The organism is Bacillus cereus group sp. TH152-1LC (genome assembly GCF_027710505.1).
Classification (GTDB): Bacteria; Bacillota; Bacilli; order Bacillales; family Bacillaceae_G; genus Bacillus_A; species Bacillus_A mobilis.
Genome location: NZ_JAQFNK010000004.1, coordinates 157394 through 175792 on the forward strand (window position 1 = coordinate 157394; position 18399 = coordinate 175792).

Consider the following 18399-nt stretch of genomic DNA (forward strand, 5'->3'; position numbering starts at 1 on the left):
ACTTCTCTTCTGAAAAGCTCCCTCTTATGATGAGTAACAGAGGGGGTTTTTACACTGTCAATATTTCACTGGGGATTTTCTAACATTTGATGTAAATCTTCCATTTTCAGAACGACTCTACATACAAAAAAGGTGGGAATAATCCCACCTTTTTTAAACTTCCTCTTCGTCCTCTTCTTCTGAAACTGGATCTCCAAATACATTTGGTGGATCTGGTTGGTAATACATCGTTCCTGGCTGTGGTGCATATGCCGATTGAGTTGGTTGATAATATAAAGGATTCGCAAATTGCGGACCGCCTGGTTGCGGACTATATAACCTACTCTCTCCTCCGCATCCACAATCTTCCTCTCCTTGCACGAGCGGTGGCATATTATTATCCATTGGCATCATATTTGGATTTGGCATAGACGTATATTGCGGTCCAAACGGTGCTCCTTGTTGATACGGTATTTGATATGGATTTGGTGGCATCATAGGCTGTTGGTATGGCATTTGATATGGCATCATATTCGGCATTTGATTGTTATCCATGATTGGCATCATGTTCGGCATTTGATTATTATCCATTATCGGCATCATATTCGGCATTTGGTTGTTATCCATTATCGGCATCATATTTGGCATTTGATTGTTATCCATTATCGGCATCATATTTGGCATTTGATTGTTATCCATTATCGGCATCATATTTGGCATTTGGTTGTTATCCATTATCGGCATCATATTCGGCATTTGATTGTTATCCATTATCGGCATCATATTTGGCATTTGGTTGTTATCCATTATCGGCATAATGTTTGGTATTGGGTTATTATCCATAATTGGCATGATGTTTGGTGGTTGATTGTTATCCATAATTGGCATGATGTTTGGTGGTTGATTGTTATCCATAATTGGCATGATATTTGGTGGTTGATTGTTATCCATAATTGGCATGATATTTGGTGGTTGGATATTGTCCATGATCGGCATGATATTTGGTACTTGAATATTTGGCGGTATAACTTGTGGAATAACTACATTTTCTTTCGATACATTTGGTGACACTATGTTTCCTATATTTTCTTTCTTCACTTGTGGTGACACGATATTCCCTACATTTTCTTTCTTCACTTGCGGCGATACGATATTCCCTACATTTTCTTTCTTTACTTGCGGTGACACGATATTTCCTAGGCTCTCTTTCTTTACTTGCGGCGACACGATATTATCTTTTTTCGTTTTCGGAGAAATAATGTTATTAGGTTTCATTTTAGTAATTTGAGGAGCAATTAACTCGCTTCCTTTTTTAATTACATCTGAAATCTTATATTCTTTTTTCGCTTTGATTGGTGGTTGCGGCGGCTGTGGTAACACATTTACCGAAAACTTCGTGTTTTCTTTTTCTGCTGGTTTTTGTTTTTCTATAACAGGTGGTTTTTGAATAACAGACGGTTTTTCAACTGGCTTTTCTTTTTGTGGCATTACTTGCACTTCTTTTTGCGGTTTCACTTGCATTTCCTTCTGTGGTTTTACCTGTACCTCTTTTTGTGGTTTCACTTGCACTTCTTTTTGTGTTTGTTGCATAGCTGGTTGCTGTGTAATTGGCGCTGCTTGATACGTAACTTCTTCCTCATCTTCTATTCCAAGCGGAGTTGGCGTTGATGCAAACTCTTTTTGTTGCACTTCTTTTACGTATTGCTTTGGAGGCGCTGAACCTGCCCCAGCATGTTGTTTTACGTGAACGCTGTTTGATGGTACTTTAATTTTCATACCTGGCATGATTAAATCGGGATTACTAAGTTGTGTATTTGTATTTTTCAACGTATCAAAATCCACTCCGTACTTTTTCGCAATTTTCCAAAGGGTATCCCCTTTTTGCACGATATGAATTTTCAAATTTTCCCCCTCCTGTATAACTTATCTATAAGTAACAAATCTCATGAAGTAACCCTTTCTAAATAACGTTAACTTCTTTTCACTTGTATCACTTCTTCGATTTTCAATATCATTAGAAGTGGAATAAGCATAAGAAAATCGCAATGATTTCTTCACAACAATGTATGCCCATTTCATTCTCGTTATGATTATATGCACGAAAAAAAGCAACGGAAACCCCGCTGCTTTATACACGCTCTAACATACGATTTAATGCAAGAACCGCTTCTTCGGTCACTTGTTTATCTACGCTAATAACGTTAATTCCTTCTCCTCTTTCTACCGTTTCAAGCACCCATAATAAGTGCGGCAGATCAATTCGGTTCATCGTTAAACACGGACACATAAATGGATTAAGTGAAACAATTTCTTTATCTGGATGTTGCTGAATAATTCGATTCACTAAATTCATCTCTGTACCAATTGCCCATTTACTTCCAGGTGGCGCTGCTTCAATCATATCAATAATATATTTCGTTGATCCTGCGTAATCCGAAGCATCAACAACCTCATAACAGCATTCTGGATGTACAATAATATTCATATCCGGATGATTCTTCCGTACATTCTCAATGTTTTTCACCGTAAAGTTTTGATGAACCGAACAATGCCCTTTCCATAAAATCACTTGAATTTCTTCTATATCTCCATCGTACTCTAATGAATCTGTATGCGGGTCCCATACTGCCATTTTATCTAACGGGATACCTAAATCGTACGCTGTATTTCTTCCTAAATGTTGATCCGGTAAAAAGACAAGACGCTCTTTTTGTGTAAACGCCCAAGATACCATTTGTTTTGCATTAGAAGAAGTTACTGTCGCTCCGCCATTACGACCGCAAAATGCTTTAATTGCAGCTGTAGAGTTAACATACGTTAACGGAATCATCGTATCTCCAAATAATTTTGTGAGCTCTTTCCATGCCCTTTCTGTTTGTTCGATATCTGCCATATCTGCCATCGAACAGCCTGCACGCATATCTGGCAAAATAACGATTTGATCGTCTGTCGTTAACATATCTGCTGTTTCTGCCATAAAGTGCACACCACAAAATACAATATATTTCGCTTTTTTATTGCTCGCTGCAACTTGTGCAAGCTGAAGTGAATCTCCTGCTGCATCAGAAAATTGTACCACTTCATCTTTTTGGTAATGATGTCCTGGAATAAATAGTGTTTCCCCCATTTTTTCTTTAATTTCACGAACACGCTTTTCCATATCTTCTGTGGACATATTGTAATAACACTCTGGTAACATCGTTTCAATCGGTTGTACTTTTTCTAAAATACTCATATCCCTTTCTCCCCCTCTAAGCCACTTTCCTTACGCCTCAATATTGAAACTAATATCAAGTGCTTTCACTGAATGTGTTAACGCTCCAAGTGAAATATAATCTACCCCTGTTTTTCCGTATTTCGATAAATCTTCAATTGTAATGCCTCCTGATGCTTCCGTAACGATGGCACTTGGTACAATCTTTGAAAACTCCCGAATCTCATCTGGCGTACGATTATCAAACATAATGATATCCGCACCAGCAGCTACAGCTTCTCTCACTTGTTCCTCTGTTTCTGTTTCCACTTCTACTTTCACCATATGTCCTAATTTTTCTTTCACCGATGTAACAGCTTTCGTAATAGAACCAGCAAAAGCAATATGATTGTCTTTAATCATGACACCATCATATAAACCGAAACGGTGATTAAATCCGCCTCCGCACACGACTGCATACTTATCAAACATACGTAGCCCTGGCATCGTTTTTCGCGTATCACAAATACGTGTATGGCCGCTATCTAAAGCAAGCACAGCTTTATGTGTCATCGTAGCTATCCCGCTCATACGCTGGATAACGTTTAATATAACGCGCTCTGCCGTTAATAAAGAAGCAATTGGTCCTTGCGCAGTTGCTATTATGTCGCCCTTTTCTACAAGATCTCCATCTTTTTTATGAAGCTCCACTTCAATTCTTTCATCAATTAATTTAAATCCTTCTTCAATTACTAAACGCCCCGCAAAGACCCCTGTATCCTTCGCAAGAAACGTTCCTTTTGAAAGTAAATTGTCTGGAAAAATAAGCTGAGATGTTACATCTCGTTCTCCTATATCTTCTAGAAAAAATCGATTTAATGCTTCTTTCACTTTTATCGTGTTCATAAAGCCCTTCTTCCCTTCATCACACAAGTTGTAGTTTTCTTTTCACTCGAACGATTTCTTTTTTTACTCTATTTCTATCCGGATAATCACTTCGATAATGACCACCAATACTTTCTTCTCTTTGTAAAGCTGATACGACTATAAGCTCACAGACTGTTAACATATTAATGAGCGTTATCTCTTCATTTGTAAGAGCATCATGTTGTAAGATCATATTTCGAACACCGTACTTACTAAGCCATCTCTTTGCAGAAGATAAACTTTGCTCTGTTCGCACAATCCCAACAGATTTCATCATGCATTCTTGTATTTCTTCCTTCACCGGCAAATGATTCAAAACGATAAACTTCTTTTCCTTCTCAGCTAGGATGTTCAATCTGTCTTTTACCGCTTTCGTTAAAATATGTTGTCCTATTCTTTTTCCAAATACAAGACCTTCTAATAATGAATTACTTGCTAGCCTATTTGCACCGTGAACACCATTACAAGCTACTTCACCGACCGCATATAAATTTGGAATGGACGTCTCTCCATCACAGTTCGTTTTCACGCCACCCATATGAAAATGAGCACCGGGTACGACCGGAATGCGTTTTTCATTTATATCGACACCATTCTTTTTACACAATGATGATACAGTCGGAAAACGTTCTTCGAAATTTTGGATAGACTCGATATTTACATACACTTTTTCACCCGCCAAAATCTGCTCATGAATCGCTCTTGCTACTACATCGCGCGGCGCGAGATCGTGATCAGGGTGTATATCCATCATAAAACGCTGCCCTTTTCCATTCATAAGGACAGCTCCTTCACCACGGACAGCTTCAGAGACGAGGCCGCAGCATCGCCCGTTTGCATATAACATTGTTGGATGAAATTGTACAAACTCTAAATCTACGAGCTCCCCGCCTGCGCGGTACACCATCGCAAGTCCATCACCCGTAATTGTCTTATCGTTAGAAGTAAAGGCGTATAAACCGCCAATCCCACCTGTTGCTAACACCGTATTATCTGCAACGTAACGCTTCAACTTCCCTTCACTAGTTCTTGTTAAAACTCCAACACATTTATCATTTTCTATAATAAAATCGAGCACCATTTCCTGTTCCACTACCGTAACATGCGGGGCTACTTCTTGAATGAAATGCTCTAATACATTCTTTCCTGTTGCATCGCCACCTGCATGTAAAATACGACGCTTTCGATGTGCGCCTTCTTTTCCAAGATGAGGACCCGTTGCATCTCCATCAAATTTCATTCCATTTTCAATGAGATTATTCATTTCTTTCGGTCCTTCCTCGACTAAATAACGGACCACATCTTCATTGTTATAATGACATCCTGCTACTAACGTATCTTCAAAATGATCATTTGGATTGTCATATGTTGCAACTGCTGCTGCAATTCCACCTTGCGCTAAATATGTATTATTATTACGATTCGTTTCCTTTGTGATAATAATCACATTCTTTTCGTGACAAATCTCTTTCGCAACACGAAGTGCCGCAACGCCACTTCCAATAATTAAGACATCTGCACTTGGCATAATTGTTGCCTCCTACTTTACACTTTTCAACTGTCTTGACACCTATATTTACATAGTTTTAAAATAATGACAAGAGTTTTTTTATAATTCTTATTTTCACTACCATTAAAAAAATATAAGAAATGTAACTCTTACTAGGGAGAGGAACTTACATGATGATATATCTTGACTATGCAGCTACTACACCTATGAGTGAAGAAGCATTACACACATATATGAAAGCAGCATCGCAATACTTCGGAAATGAACAAAGTTTACATGATATTGGAGGAACAGCTTCTTCTTTACTACAAGTTTGCAGAAAAACATTTGCTGATATGATTGGTGGAAAGGAACAAGGGGTATTCTTCACGAGCGGTGGCTCGGAATCCAACTACCTTGCGATTCAATCCCTTTTAAAGGCTAGAAGCGGGAAACATATTATTACGACACCTATGGAGCATGCATCCATTCGAAGTTATTTTCAATCCTTACAATCAGAAGGGTATACAATTACTGAAATTCCTGTTAATGAAGGCGGGCTAATTGATTTAGATGATTTAGAAACAGCTATTACAGAAAATACTGTTCTAGCAAGCATACAGCACGGAAACTCTGAAATTGGAACCGTTCAAAACATCGCAGAAATCGGGGCACTTTTAAAAAAATATAACGTTTTATTTCATTCAGATTGTGTGCAAACATTTGGTAAACTTCCTATCAATGTTTTTGAGATGGGAATTGATAGTCTTTCTGTTTCAGCACATAAAATATACGGACCAAAGGGTGTTGGTGCTTGCTATATAAATCCGCAAGTTCGCTGGGCACAAATATTTCCGGGAACTTCTCACGAAAAAGGGTTTCGCCCAGGTACAGTAAACGTTCCTGGCATCGCATCTTTTTTAACAGCTGCTGAGAATATATTAAAAAATCAACAGGAAGACAGCTTACGTTTTAAAGAGTTACGATCCTACTTTTTAGGGCAATTACAAACACTTCCTCTAGAAATTCAAGTAGAAGGTCATTCTGCTTCTTGTTTACCACATATTATTGGGGTTACAATAAAAGGAATAGAAGGTCAATATACAATGCTAGAATGTAATCGCCATGGTATTGCCATTTCCACCGGAAGTGCTTGCCAAGTCGGTAAACAAGAACCTTCGAAAACAATGCTTGCAATTGGAAAAACGTATGAAGAGGCGAAACAATATATCCGCTTCTCTTTCGGGCAACAAACAACGAAAGATCAAATTGATACTACTATTCATGCACTACACACAATTGGAAATCAATTTTATAGAGGTGTTAAATCATAATGAAACAAAATGAACAAAAAAAGATTTTAGGCGAAGAAAGACGACAGCTTATCCTTCAGTGGCTTCTTGCTGCAAATGAACCGTTATCTGGGAATGAACTATCGAAAAAGACAAACGTAAGTCGACAAGTGATCGTGCAAGATATTTCCTTACTTAAAGCACGAAACGAACCGATTATTGCAACTGCTCAAGGATATTTATATTTAAAACCACAAGAGAAACAACAAGCTTTCGAACGCGTAATTGTATGCCAACATAAACCAGCGGAAGTACGTCAGGAACTTACAATGCTTGTTGACCACGGCGTTACAATTAAAGATGTAAAAGTTGAGCATCCTGTATACGGTGACTTAACAGCATCCATCATGGTAAGTAATCGCTTTGATGTAGAGCAATATTTACAAAAAATCGAAAACACAAATGCTTCCTACCTCTCGCAACTAACAGATGGTATTCACTTACATACAATTGAGGCAGATTCAAAAGAAAAGTTAGACGCTGCTTGTGAGGCACTAGATAAAGCAGGGTTTCTCGTTTATTAATTCATGTAAAGCACAGAGTTTTTATCATTCTCTGTGCTTTTTTAATGCTATAATATTGTAATCAATCGTAAAGGAGATCACATATGGGAATTGAACTCGTTCACTTTAGCATTGGCAAACCGAAACAAATGAAATATGGCGAAGATAAAGAAATGATAACAGGTATATGTAAAGATTCTACAGAAGAAGCTTTTCTCTCAAAAGATGGCTTCCTTGGTGATGACGTAGCAGATTTAAAACATCACGGTGGGCCTGACCGCGCTGTTTGTGTATACCCACATGAGCATTACGCACTATGGGAAGAGGAATTTCAAACAACGCTTCCAGCTTCCACATTTGGTGAAAACATTACCGTAACAAATATGTTAGAGCGTGATGTTTGCATCGGAGATACATATCAACTAGGTGAAGCAATCATTCAAGTGACGCAAGCCCGCGTACCTTGTAGCACAATTTCAAAACGTCTTGGCATCCCTGGCATTTTGCCGCGCATTGTAGCAACTGGATTTACTGGCTACTTATGCCGTGTTCTTCAAGAAGGTACTGTACGTAAAGATTCAAAAGTTACATTACTAGAACGTCAACCGAGCAATGTCTCTGTTTTATTCTCTAACGAAATTTATTTTCATAATAGAAAAGATAAAGATGGCATTGAAAAGGTTCTTGCTGTTCCAGAACTAGCTGATATTTGGCGTGGTCAGTTAGAAGATCGTCTTGTGAAGTTAAAATAAAAAATCCCACCATTTATAGGTGGGATTTTATTTATCTATCAGACTGTATAACCTAACTCCCCCTTACAACCAATAAGAAGAATAACTCCCCAGCACAGTAACAGAAAAGCCGAGCGCTTCAAGTTCCATCGTTACGCCTGGCAATAATACATCATCGTATGCTTTATCGACATCGATTAAGAAAAAATAATTACCAAGACCTGTTTTCATCGGGCGAGATTCGATTTTTGATAGATTTAATTTTCTCCATGCGAAAGCTGATAACACTTGGTATAGTGCCCCTGCATAATCAGCAGGTAACGTTATCATAAGCGTCGTTTTCTCTCCGCGATTTTCTCCGTTATTTGAGAGTATTACTTTCTTTTTCTTATGGAGCACGAGGAAGCGCGTATGATTATTTTTATGCGTATGAATACTACGTCTTACGATCGTTAATCCGTATTTTTCTGCAGCTGCTTCATTTGCAATAGCAGCGATTTTTTCTTCCGGGTGTTCTTTCACATATTGTGCAGCAGCACTTGTTGATGTCATATCTCGGACAGTGACCCCTTTTAGTTCTTCATTTAAAAACTTATGACATTGCGCAATAGCGTGCGGATGAGAATGCACTGCATATACTTCATCCCACACTTCTGCATACTGCGGATGTACAAGTAAATGTTGCTGAATGGGTACTGTAATTTCTCCTACAATAGAAAGTGGTTGTTCATGTACAAGGTAATCAACTGTTATATTCACTGAACCTTCAATGGCGTTTTCTAGTGGTACCACTGCATAATCTACATTTTCATTTGCAGCTGCATCAATACAATCTGGAATCGTTCGATACGGTACATGCTCTGCTTCTGGAAAAAAACGACTCACCGCCATATTTGTAAATGTTGCTTCTGGTCCTAAATATCCTACTCGAATCATCGTCTTTTCCCTCTCTTTTTCGTTTTCTTACTGTTATACCATACTTTTTTATATTCTTCTATGTAAATTTCGAATATTTAAAAAAGACTAGCATTTGCTAGTCTAAATGTTTCCTATATTCTCTTTGAGCGAAAAAGAAATACATGATGCACGCAGCAATATAAAATAGAATAAACAAGCCTACTTTTCTTAATGAACCATCCATAAAAAGCGTATTATGAAACGTATATAACGCAACTGCACTATGCATACTCCCCACTATAATTGGCGCAAAAAATAGCATACATAATTGCCAGCGAGAAATCTTCCATACTTCTTCCTTCGTCATTCCCAGTTTAGAGAGTGCCCCGTACTGCTTTCTATCCGATGAAATATTATGAAACCATTTAAAATATACGATACTACATGATGTAAGGAAAAATAATATACTAATGAATGAGCCTATAAATAGAGTAATATTGCCGAACTCTTTCATATTCACATATAACTCCATATTACTTCGAAATGCGTTATTATCATCTTGTTTCATATGTTTCCGTAAATCTTCATTTAATTTTTTCGTATTTTCGATATTTGATAATGTGTATCCTCGATATATCATTTTTTCAGAATCAGGAATCTTATTTGCTATACTGGCAAAATCTTCATCATTCATAACGAAAAACAAACCGTTAATGTGCGCGAGATGATAATTAAATTGCGCCCCTTCTTTCTGACCGTTAAATACGAATTGATACGTTTGATTCATTACTTGTAATTGAATCTCTGTTTGATTATATACACTCGGATACTTACTTTTATTATAATAAACAAGTGTAACTGTTCCTTTTTTCGGATGATACGTTTTCTGTTTTTGTTTTCTTGCCTCTTGATTGTATTCACTTTCTTTAATGAGTGGCGCTACTTCTGTTTCTCCTTTATTGGACTGAAAAGATGCATACACTCCAACAAAACTCATAGTTTGAAAATCATCATACCCATATTGGTGCAATAATTGTTCAACCGTACCTTCCTCAAAGACTTCATGGGTAGAAATACCTTTTTCTATGTATGAAAATGAGTGTGCGCCCCCATCCCGCCACATATCTTGCATGCTAGAAAAATATAAGAACACCGTACCTGTTGCCGTAACTACAAATGTCGTTGCCATAGAAAGCATAAAGAAAAAGCGACCATTTTCCTTCATTCGATGTGACAATTGATTCACTATAAATAAATACGGATATGTATACATAATCTTTTTATTTCGTTTTATCATTTCTAATATTTGAGCAGTTCCGTGTGTAAAAGAAAAATACGTTCCGAAAAAGACGAGTATAGACACAGGGAAAAAATAGAATGCTATCGTTGGCATCGTCGCCTGTAACGCTAACGCATACCCTATCCCTAAACAAATAAAACCGAATATACAAAGCCACATTGATGGTTTCTTCTCTTTTTTATCAGTTCGAAATTCTTTCAATAACCGAATGATTTTTATATTCCATATACGTAAAGCACTTATAAAAGATAACAGAATAAAAACAACCATATATGTAATAAACGTTACCCCAATCGCTTTCACGTCAAATATGACAGGGAGTTCTTTTGGAAGACGCATTAGCATGCTAAACACCATAAAAAAGAGTTTCAAAAAGATCATGCCAATTCCTATACCGAAAATATTAGCAAATACCCCGATCAATATTTGCTCGGTCATAATCACTCCTATTACGTTAGATTTCGTTGCTCCCATTAACATATATAATCCTAATTCTTTCTTACGTGCCTCTATGAAAATAGAAGTAGAATACAAAATAAATATGATGAAAAAAGAAATGATTATAACATTACATATAATAAGTCCCCAGCGTACGTTTTGATACCACATCGTCTCTTGCATATACGGATGTACAATGACAGACATGTATGCAAAAGACGCAAATATCGCAAAACAACTGCTTAAGAAAAACACTTTATAATTACGCCAATTTCCTTTTATATTTTGCAGCGCTAGTTGCCGAATATTCATCTATCGTCCCCCTATAACTTACTACATAGGCAAAAAGCTAGAGGTTTCTCTAGCTTTGCACGTGTTTCAAATATCCTCTTTGCGCGATCATAAAGTAAATCGCAGAGGCTACAATGTATGCTCCAATTACAATCGTACCTGATTTCCATAAATCGATATACAGCATTTTTCCTAACGTATGAAGAGCAAATCCACTATGAATTGCACCAATTAAAATTGGGATAAAGAAAATAACGCCCATTTGTCGAATTGCAATTTTACGAATTTCTTTATCTGTCATACCAATTCTCTTTAACGATTTAAATTGAATACGATCTTGTTCTTTATCGTTAAACCATTTAAAGTATGTCATACTACAAGCGAAGAAGAAGAACAGTACAGCTACAAAGAAACCGATAAACATCGTAATTGCTCCTGATTCCCTTATATTTTTATAAGCGAGCACCGAGTTATTTAATTCCTCTTGCTTATCTGGTGCAATTTCCTTTTTCAAATCTAACACAAGGTCTTCCGTATTTTTCCAGTCCCCTATATAATAACCGTAATATTTCGTCTTTTCTTCATCTGGTACAAGCTTTGCGTATTTCTCAAAATCTTGATCGTTCACAATGAGATATTCACTATCATTAAAAACAGAAAATGGAGTTGGCTCATTTAATTGAACAGACTGCGTTTGTCCGTTAATTTTAAATTCATACGGTTTCGCAAGATCTATCTTCATCATATCTTTTGCCATATCCATTATGACCATCGTTGCACTACCAGGTGCATTATGAACTTCTCTAACTTGCTCTCTCTTTTGTTTACGTACTTCAGCGTTATATTCTTTTTCTGAAACAATCGCCATCGGCACTTCATGTTCACCGTTAAACATCGTGATTTTTTGACTTCCAGGAAGTTTTACGTACGTTACTTCTCGTGCATCTTCAAATCCGTGTTTTTTTATTAATTCTTTTGTTTTTCCTTCTTTTATGACATTATGCGTATTAATTCCCTTTTCCTCATACGAAATAGCATGCGGGGTACTAATTACTGCCTTATAACTCATATCCTCAAAAAATACGTACAGTGTACCAACTGCTGAAGATACAACGGCCGTAATGATAGAAATTACAAATAGAAAACGAGCATTATCTTTCATTTTATAAATAAGATTGCTAAGTACGAACATATTTGGGTATGTATAAAAAGATTTTTTTCGTTTTTGTAACGCCTTCAATACGACTGTACTACCTTGCGTAAACAGTAAATAAGTTCCTCCTATCGTCAGCCCTACAATCGGTAAAAACAGCATGATAAAATTCATAAATGTCACTTGGAAGCTAAGTACATATGCAACAATAATACATCCTATCCCCGCTACACATAACCATGTAAATGCAAAAGGTTCTACTTTTTGTTTTCTTGCTTCTCTTAATAAATCAATAATTTGCAAGCGTCCTACTGTCCACACGCTAAACAATGATAGGATTAAAAATAGAATAAAGTATACACCCGCTGTAATCAAAACTGCTTTACTATTCCAAACGAGTGGAAGTGTTTTATCTATTTTCAATATTACGCTTAATGCCTGGAAAAATAATTTTGAACAAAGCATGCCAAGCCCAATACCTACTACAATTGCAATACTACCTAACATAAGCTGTTCTAATATAATCATTCGGCCAAGTTGTGATTTTGTTCCACCTATTAATGTTAGTAGACCAAACTCTTTTTTCCTTGCTCGTAAAAATGTTGAATTTGCATATAAAATAAAGAGTGCTGAGAAGATGACCACAATATAATTCATCGATTCTAGCCCTTTTGAGATCATATCTCTCATACTAATATTACCGCTTACGACATCTGGATGATAAATGAAGGAAGCATACATAAAAAATACGACTATCGATAAACAACTACTTATAAGAAACGCTTTATAATTACGCCAATTTCCTTTTACATTACTAAGCGCGAGCTGGCGAAAGTTCATGATATTCTCCTCCTAGCATCGCAAGTACGTCCAGAATTTCTTGGAAAAAGGCTTGTTTCGTTCTTCCTTTATGTATTTCTGAGAAAATTTCTCCGTCGCGAATGAATAGAATACGTTCGCAATAACTCGCCGCTACCGGATCATGCGTTACCATTGCAATTGTCACTTTCTTTTGTTCATGTAAGTCTTGCAACGCGCTCATTAATGATTTTGCTGACTTCGAATCTAAGTTTCCAGTTGGTTCATCCGCTAAAATTAACGTAGGCTCATGAATAATTGCTCTCGCTGCTGCTGCACGTTGTTGTTGTCCGCCTGATACTTCATATACTTTTTTATTTAAAATTTCTTCGATATTTAAAAACTTTGCAATCTCAAGCACCTTTGCATCGATTTCATTTACAGATTTCTTCGCCATGACAAGTGGTAAAATAATATTTTCTTTAATCGATAACGTATCAAGTAAGTTAAAATCTTGAAAGATGAATCCTAAATGTGTACGGCGAAACTCTGCTAATTTTGCAGCACGCATTTGATTAATTTCTTCGCCATTTACAAGCACATGACCTGAAGTTTGCTTATCAATTGTTGCTAATAAGTTTAAAAGCGTTGTTTTTCCGCTTCCTGAAGGACCCATAATCCCTACAAATTCGCCTTCTTCTATTTTAAAATTTATATCATTTAAAGCAGTCGTCGCTACTGAACCTTTTGATTGATACACCTTTGTTAATCCTTTTACTTCAAGAACACTCATTTCTGATCCCCCTATGTGTTTTCTTCTTACATTTACTATAAGAAAAATAAGAAAAAGAAACGAGTGATTTCCCTTACAAAACGTTTTGTTATCTTACAGTTTTGTCATTTTTCTCATTAATGTATGATATTCTTCATCTTTTGCAAATTGGAACGTGAATGTTGTCCCTTCCCCTTCAGCCGATTGCACATAAATACCGTGATGTAAATTATCACAAATTTCCTTTGTAATATATAGACCCATCCCAGTCGCTTCTCTCGTTTTACGGCCATTTATTCCTGTAAAGAACGGATCAAATACTCGCTTTACATCTTGCTCTGGAATACCAATTCCATTGTCCTTAATATGTAGTAACACCTTTTGATCTTTCTCTTCAATTTGAAATTGAATTTCCTTTTTCTCTACTTCTGAAATTTTCGTATACTTAATTGCATTTACAACAATTTGCCCTATAGCAATACTCAGCCATTTTCTATCAGATGCAACCATACAAGTATCTTCATCAAACATTACTTTCGGAAATACAGACGATTGAATGAACGACTTTCTATTTTCATTAATAATACCTCGAATAATATCTACAACATTTACTACTTCTACTTTATAATCTTTCGCAAACTGCTCTAACCTTGCCATATGTAACGCTAAATCTAAACCATTTAGTATACGGTTATTTTCTTCACGAATACTTTCAACTGTTGCTCTTGCTTCACGATGCTCTTTACCAAATTTCTGTAATAGTAATTCTATAACCGATACTGGTGTTTTCATTTGATGAATCCACTGGTTCATAAATATCATTTGCTGTTGTTCTTTCGCATGTTGTTTATGAATTTCATTCATATATTGCTGTCTTAATAGCGTAAACGATTCAACGACCATCTCTTGCTCTGACGTATAAGAAGTATCAATAAGTAAAGAATCGTGTAATGTATTTCCGCTGGCAACATATTTTTCAATTCTTTTTAAAAACACACTTCGTTTTCGATAATCGTAAATGAGGTATACAGTAAATACAACTGTCCCTAATAAAAGCCCATATAACCACGTACTCCAATCAATGGATCGCTTTTCTAAAAGACTTTGCAACTGCATTACAAGCCCAAATAAACAAAGGCTAACAATATAAGAAAGAAGTAAAGAAAAGCGGTCCATGAGGTAATTTTTAACCTTCATGCCCTTCGCCCCACTCTGTAAGAAGCGCATAACCATATCCACGTTTCGTTACAATTGCATTTTGAATGCCTAGCTCCTCTAGTTTCTTCCTTACGCGTTTTACATTAACGGTTAATGTATTATCATCAACAAAAGCTACCTCATCCCACAGGGCTTCTAACAGTTCTTCGCGCGTTACATATTGATTTGCTTGTTTCATTAAACACTCTAATAAGTAAAATTCATTTTTTGTCAGCTCCGTTTGTTGCCCCTGCCACTCAACAATGTGTTGGGACGGGAATAGCAACAGTCCATTTACACCTAAACAATCACTCTCAGCAACAGAGGCATACTCACCATACCCACGGCGAAGTGCACTTTTCACTTTTGCCATTACAATATCTAAATGGAATGGCTTCGTAATGTAATCATCACCGCCATTTTCAATTGCCATTACTTGATCCATTTCCCCTGTTCTTGCAGAAACAAAAATAATCGGCGCATTCGATACTGTACGAATTTGACGACACCAATAAAACCCATCAAAGTATGGTAAATTAATATCCAGTAATACGAGATGAGGATTTATTTTCACGAACTCATCTTTTATATGGCGTAAATCACTTGCTCTAAATGATTGATACCCATACCTTTCTAAATGCTCCTCTAATATTCCCGCTATTTTTTCATCGTCTTCTACAATTAATATTTTATACATATTCGTTTTCTCCCCATAAAAAATTCTTCCAACACCACTCCTTGTTCTATTATAAATTGAAAATTTAATTAGTGGGTATTTTTTCCTATACGAATCAGACATTTACATAAAAAAAAGACTGCCATATTTCGGCAGTCTTAGTCGATAAATTCAAATTCATATTCAAGAATTTTTACAATATCTCCATCTTTTGCACCACGTGCACGAAGCGCTTCATCAATACCCATTCCGCGCATTTGGCGAGCGAAACGACGTATAGATTCATCACGTGAGAAGTCTGTCATTTTGAATGTCTTCTCAATATCGTAACCAGAAATAACAAATGTGCCGTCACTTTCACGTGTAATTTCAAATTTAAGACTTTCAGCATCAAATTTGTACATTACACTCGCTTCAGACTCTTCGACAACATCGTACATTGGGAATTCTGGTGTTGTTTCTAGTAAGTTCGCTACTTCAAATAGTAAGTCACGAACACCTTGTTTCGTTACAGCTGAGATTGGGAAGATTTTTACTTCGTCTCCCACTTTCTCTTTAAATGCTTGTAAGTTTTCTTCTGCATCTGGCATATCCATTTTGTTTGCAACAACAACTTGTGGACGCTCTGTTAAACGCATATTGTATTCTTTTAATTCATTATTGATTGTTACGTAATCTTCATATGGCTCACGGCCTTCTAAACCAGACATATCAATAACGTGTACGATTACACGTGTACGCTCAATATGACGTAAGAATTGGTGTCCAAGTCCGACGCCGGCATGTGCGCCTTCAATTAGTCCAGGAAGGTCAGCCATAACGAAGCTGCGATTATCACCCGTTTCAACAACACCAAGATTTGGAACGATTGTTGTAAAGTGATACTCTGCAATTTTCGGACGCGCTGATGATACAACAGATAATAATGTAGATTTACCTACACTTGGGAATCCAACAAGTCCAACATCTGCTAGCACTTTAAGTTCTAGAATGACATCACGTTCTTGACCTGGTTCCCCGTTCTCAGCGATTTCTGGCGCTGGATTCGTTGCTGTTGCGAAACGTGAGTTACCACGGCCACCACGACCACCTCTTGCGATTACAGCTGTTTGCTCATGCGTTACTAAATCGGCAAGAATTTGTCCTGTTTTTTCATCTTTTACTATTGTTCCTGGTGGAACCTTTACGATTAAATCTTCAGATTTACGACCGTGCTGACCTTTACTCATTCCGTGCTGACCACGATCAGCTTTGAAATGACGTTGGTAGCGGAAGTCCATTAATGTACGTAAGCCTTCCTCAACAACGAAAACAACATCTGCACCTTTACCACCGTCGCCACCTGCTGGGCCACCTTTAGGTACATACTTCTCACGACGATACGCAACCATTCCGTTACCACCGTCGCCGCCTTTTACATATATCTTGACCTGATCTACAAACATTATTTCACCACACTTTTTTCAATTGGTTGTAATATAACTGAGACTTCTTCGTCTCGTACTGTATAAGAAATGGAATACCATTTATTGTTTTGGGTCGCAAGCCAATTCTGTAGTTCTTCTACACTCGTTAGCTTACCACGAAAATCAAAAAAGAAACGAGCATTCTCCGCGTCACATTCAATTGTGATACAAACATAATTTTCAACATATACGTCTAAACTATGCTGAAGCATTGAGAAAAATTGATTCGTCCATGTACATACAGTCTCATCTAAGTGAGATAAGTTATGTAATTTCCCTAATACTTCGTACTCCAATAAGCACGGCTGCTGTTTCCAATTATATGTTAAAATCCACTCTGAAAATAAAGGCATTGATAGCCCTATCAGATTGGATTCTTGTCTCGCTTCTTGGACAAAACGATCGATGAGACTATGAATCTCTTCCACTTTTCCAAGGGAAAGGTTTCCTTTCACCATCTGCATACGATTGAGCCAATCATGTCTTGAATGACGCAATGCATCTATAATTGTCCATTTTTCATTCATTTAGATACCCCTTAATATAGAAAAACTCTAACCTGCACTCAGGTTAGAGTTTTCCGTGAGTTCTTATGCTTCTTGAGCAACAGGATATACGCTCACTTGTTTGCGGTCACGGCCAAGACGCTCAAAGCGTACTACGCCGTCAACTTTCGCGTATAAAGTGTCATCGCCACCACGACCAACGTTAACACCTGGATAAATTTTTGTACCGCGTTGACGGTAAAGAATTGAACCACCTGAAACCGTTTGACCATCTGCGCGTTTAGCACCAAGACGTTTTGACTGAGAGTCACGACCGTTCTTTGTACTACCTACACCTTTCTTAGATGCGAAAAACTGAAGATCTAATCTTAACATACGTTACACCTCCTGCACTTTTTCTATTAAACGGATATACTTTCCGTAATCAAGTTCGATCGTCTTAAGCGAAACAACCAATCCTTCTAAAAGCGTTTGTGCTTTTTCTGCTGCATGAACGTCTAAATCATTAGGCAATTCATACGTTAAGAATCCGCCATCACTTCCGAGTTCAATAGTTGCCTGCACATTACAAAGTTCTTCCACTGCATTTATAGAACCAAACACAACCGCTGTAGTTCCAGCACAGACAAGGTCTTGTCCATGTGGCGCATAATTGGCATGTCCAGTCATTTTAAATGATTGGATACTTCCTAATTTCGTGCGACTTATCGTAATTTTAATCATGTTAACCT

The 18399-nt window shown here is 37.1% G+C and carries 16 protein-coding genes and 1 pseudogene; 3 read left to right on the forward strand and 14 right to left on the reverse strand.

All coding sequences use genetic code 11. The features are described from left to right. Positions 1-1724: 1724 nt before the first annotated feature. The 4 genes and pseudogenes from safA to nadB form a co-directional block, all read right to left on the reverse strand. Positions 1725-1881, reverse strand: a pseudogene (gene safA / locus PDL00_RS34860) (SafA/ExsA family spore coat assembly protein); the annotation flags it as partial. A gap of 226 nt (positions 1882-2107) precedes the next feature. Then, positions 2108-3214, reverse strand: coding sequence for a quinolinate synthase NadA (gene nadA, locus PDL00_RS12930; protein WP_270729401.1), 1107 nt, complete (start codon positions 3212-3214; stop codon positions 2108-2110). Positions 3215-3244: 30 nt separating this feature from the next. Next, on the reverse strand, positions 3245-4078 hold the full coding sequence (nadC, locus tag PDL00_RS12935) for a carboxylating nicotinate-nucleotide diphosphorylase (protein ID WP_270729403.1): 834 nt from the start codon (positions 4076-4078) through the stop codon (positions 3245-3247). Between the two features lie 19 nt (positions 4079-4097). After that, the gene (nadB, locus tag PDL00_RS12940) at positions 4098-5627 is read right to left on the reverse strand and encodes an L-aspartate oxidase (RefSeq protein WP_270729405.1); all 1530 of its coding nucleotides are present in this window, start codon (positions 5625-5627) and stop codon (positions 4098-4100) included. A gap of 152 nt (positions 5628-5779) precedes the next feature. On the opposite strand from nadB, the gene PDL00_RS12945 reads away from it, so the two are divergent. The 3 genes from PDL00_RS12945 to PDL00_RS12955 all read left to right on the forward strand — a co-directional run bounded on the left by PDL00_RS12945 (position 5780) and on the right by PDL00_RS12955 (position 8195). Further along, positions 5780-6922 carry an IscS subfamily cysteine desulfurase gene (locus tag PDL00_RS12945; RefSeq protein ID WP_270729407.1) on the forward strand — a complete coding sequence of 381 codons (1143 nt, stop codon included), beginning with the start codon at positions 5780-5782 and terminating at the stop codon, positions 6920-6922. Further along, positions 6922-7464 (forward strand): transcription repressor NadR, encoded by a 543-nt coding sequence (locus PDL00_RS12950; RefSeq protein ID WP_000812272.1) that lies wholly within the window; start codon positions 6922-6924, stop codon positions 7462-7464. The genes PDL00_RS12945 and PDL00_RS12950 overlap by 1 nt, the downstream gene beginning before the upstream one ends. Positions 7465-7547: 83 nt before the next feature. Beyond that, positions 7548-8195 (forward strand): MOSC domain-containing protein, encoded by a 648-nt coding sequence (locus tag PDL00_RS12955; protein ID WP_270729410.1) that lies wholly within the window; start codon positions 7548-7550, stop codon positions 8193-8195. A gap of 63 nt (positions 8196-8258) precedes the next feature. Here PDL00_RS12955 and pheA read toward each other — a convergent pair whose 3' ends face one another. From pheA to PDL00_RS13005, 10 genes are all read right to left on the reverse strand, one after another. Then, positions 8259-9110, reverse strand: a complete 852-nt coding sequence (pheA, locus tag PDL00_RS12960; RefSeq protein WP_270729412.1) for a prephenate dehydratase — start codon at positions 9108-9110, stop codon at positions 8259-8261. Between the two features lie 97 nt (positions 9111-9207). Beyond that, the gene (locus PDL00_RS12965; protein ID WP_270729414.1) at positions 9208-11121 is read right to left on the reverse strand and encodes an ABC transporter permease; all 1914 of its coding nucleotides are present in this window, start codon (positions 11119-11121) and stop codon (positions 9208-9210) included. Between the two features lie 49 nt (positions 11122-11170). Beyond that, positions 11171-13093 (reverse strand): ABC transporter permease, encoded by a 1923-nt coding sequence (locus PDL00_RS12970; RefSeq protein WP_270729415.1) that lies wholly within the window; start codon positions 13091-13093, stop codon positions 11171-11173. Continuing rightward, on the reverse strand, positions 13068-13844 hold the full coding sequence (locus tag PDL00_RS12975; RefSeq protein ID WP_000114530.1) for an ABC transporter ATP-binding protein: 777 nt from the start codon (positions 13842-13844) through the stop codon (positions 13068-13070). Before PDL00_RS12975 ends, PDL00_RS12970 begins: the two co-directional genes overlap by 26 nt. Positions 13845-13937: 93 nt before the next feature. After that, positions 13938-15020: a HAMP domain-containing histidine kinase gene (locus PDL00_RS12980; RefSeq protein WP_270729416.1), complete on the reverse strand. Its 1083-nt coding sequence runs from the start codon at positions 15018-15020 to the stop codon at positions 13938-13940. Next, on the reverse strand, positions 15010-15717 hold the full coding sequence (locus PDL00_RS12985) for a response regulator transcription factor (protein ID WP_000276710.1): 708 nt from the start codon (positions 15715-15717) through the stop codon (positions 15010-15012). The genes PDL00_RS12980 and PDL00_RS12985 overlap by 11 nt, the downstream gene beginning before the upstream one ends. A 137-nt stretch (positions 15718-15854) precedes the next feature. Beyond that, a complete protein-coding gene (gene obgE / locus PDL00_RS12990) occupies positions 15855-17141 on the reverse strand; it encodes a GTPase ObgE (protein WP_000497121.1) in 1287 nt (428 codons plus the stop codon). Then, positions 17141-17689 carry a sporulation initiation phosphotransferase B gene (locus tag PDL00_RS12995; protein WP_061677164.1) on the reverse strand — a complete coding sequence of 183 codons (549 nt, stop codon included), beginning with the start codon at positions 17687-17689 and terminating at the stop codon, positions 17141-17143. The genes obgE and PDL00_RS12995 overlap by 1 nt, the downstream gene beginning before the upstream one ends. Positions 17690-17752: 63 nt before the next feature. Beyond that, positions 17753-18043: a 50S ribosomal protein L27 gene (rpmA, locus tag PDL00_RS13000; RefSeq protein WP_000944957.1), complete on the reverse strand. Its 291-nt coding sequence runs from the start codon at positions 18041-18043 to the stop codon at positions 17753-17755. A gap of 3 nt (positions 18044-18046) precedes the next feature. Then, the gene (locus PDL00_RS13005) at positions 18047-18391 is read right to left on the reverse strand and encodes a ribosomal-processing cysteine protease Prp (protein ID WP_061677162.1); all 345 of its coding nucleotides are present in this window, start codon (positions 18389-18391) and stop codon (positions 18047-18049) included. Between the last annotated feature and the right edge of the window lie 8 nt (positions 18392-18399).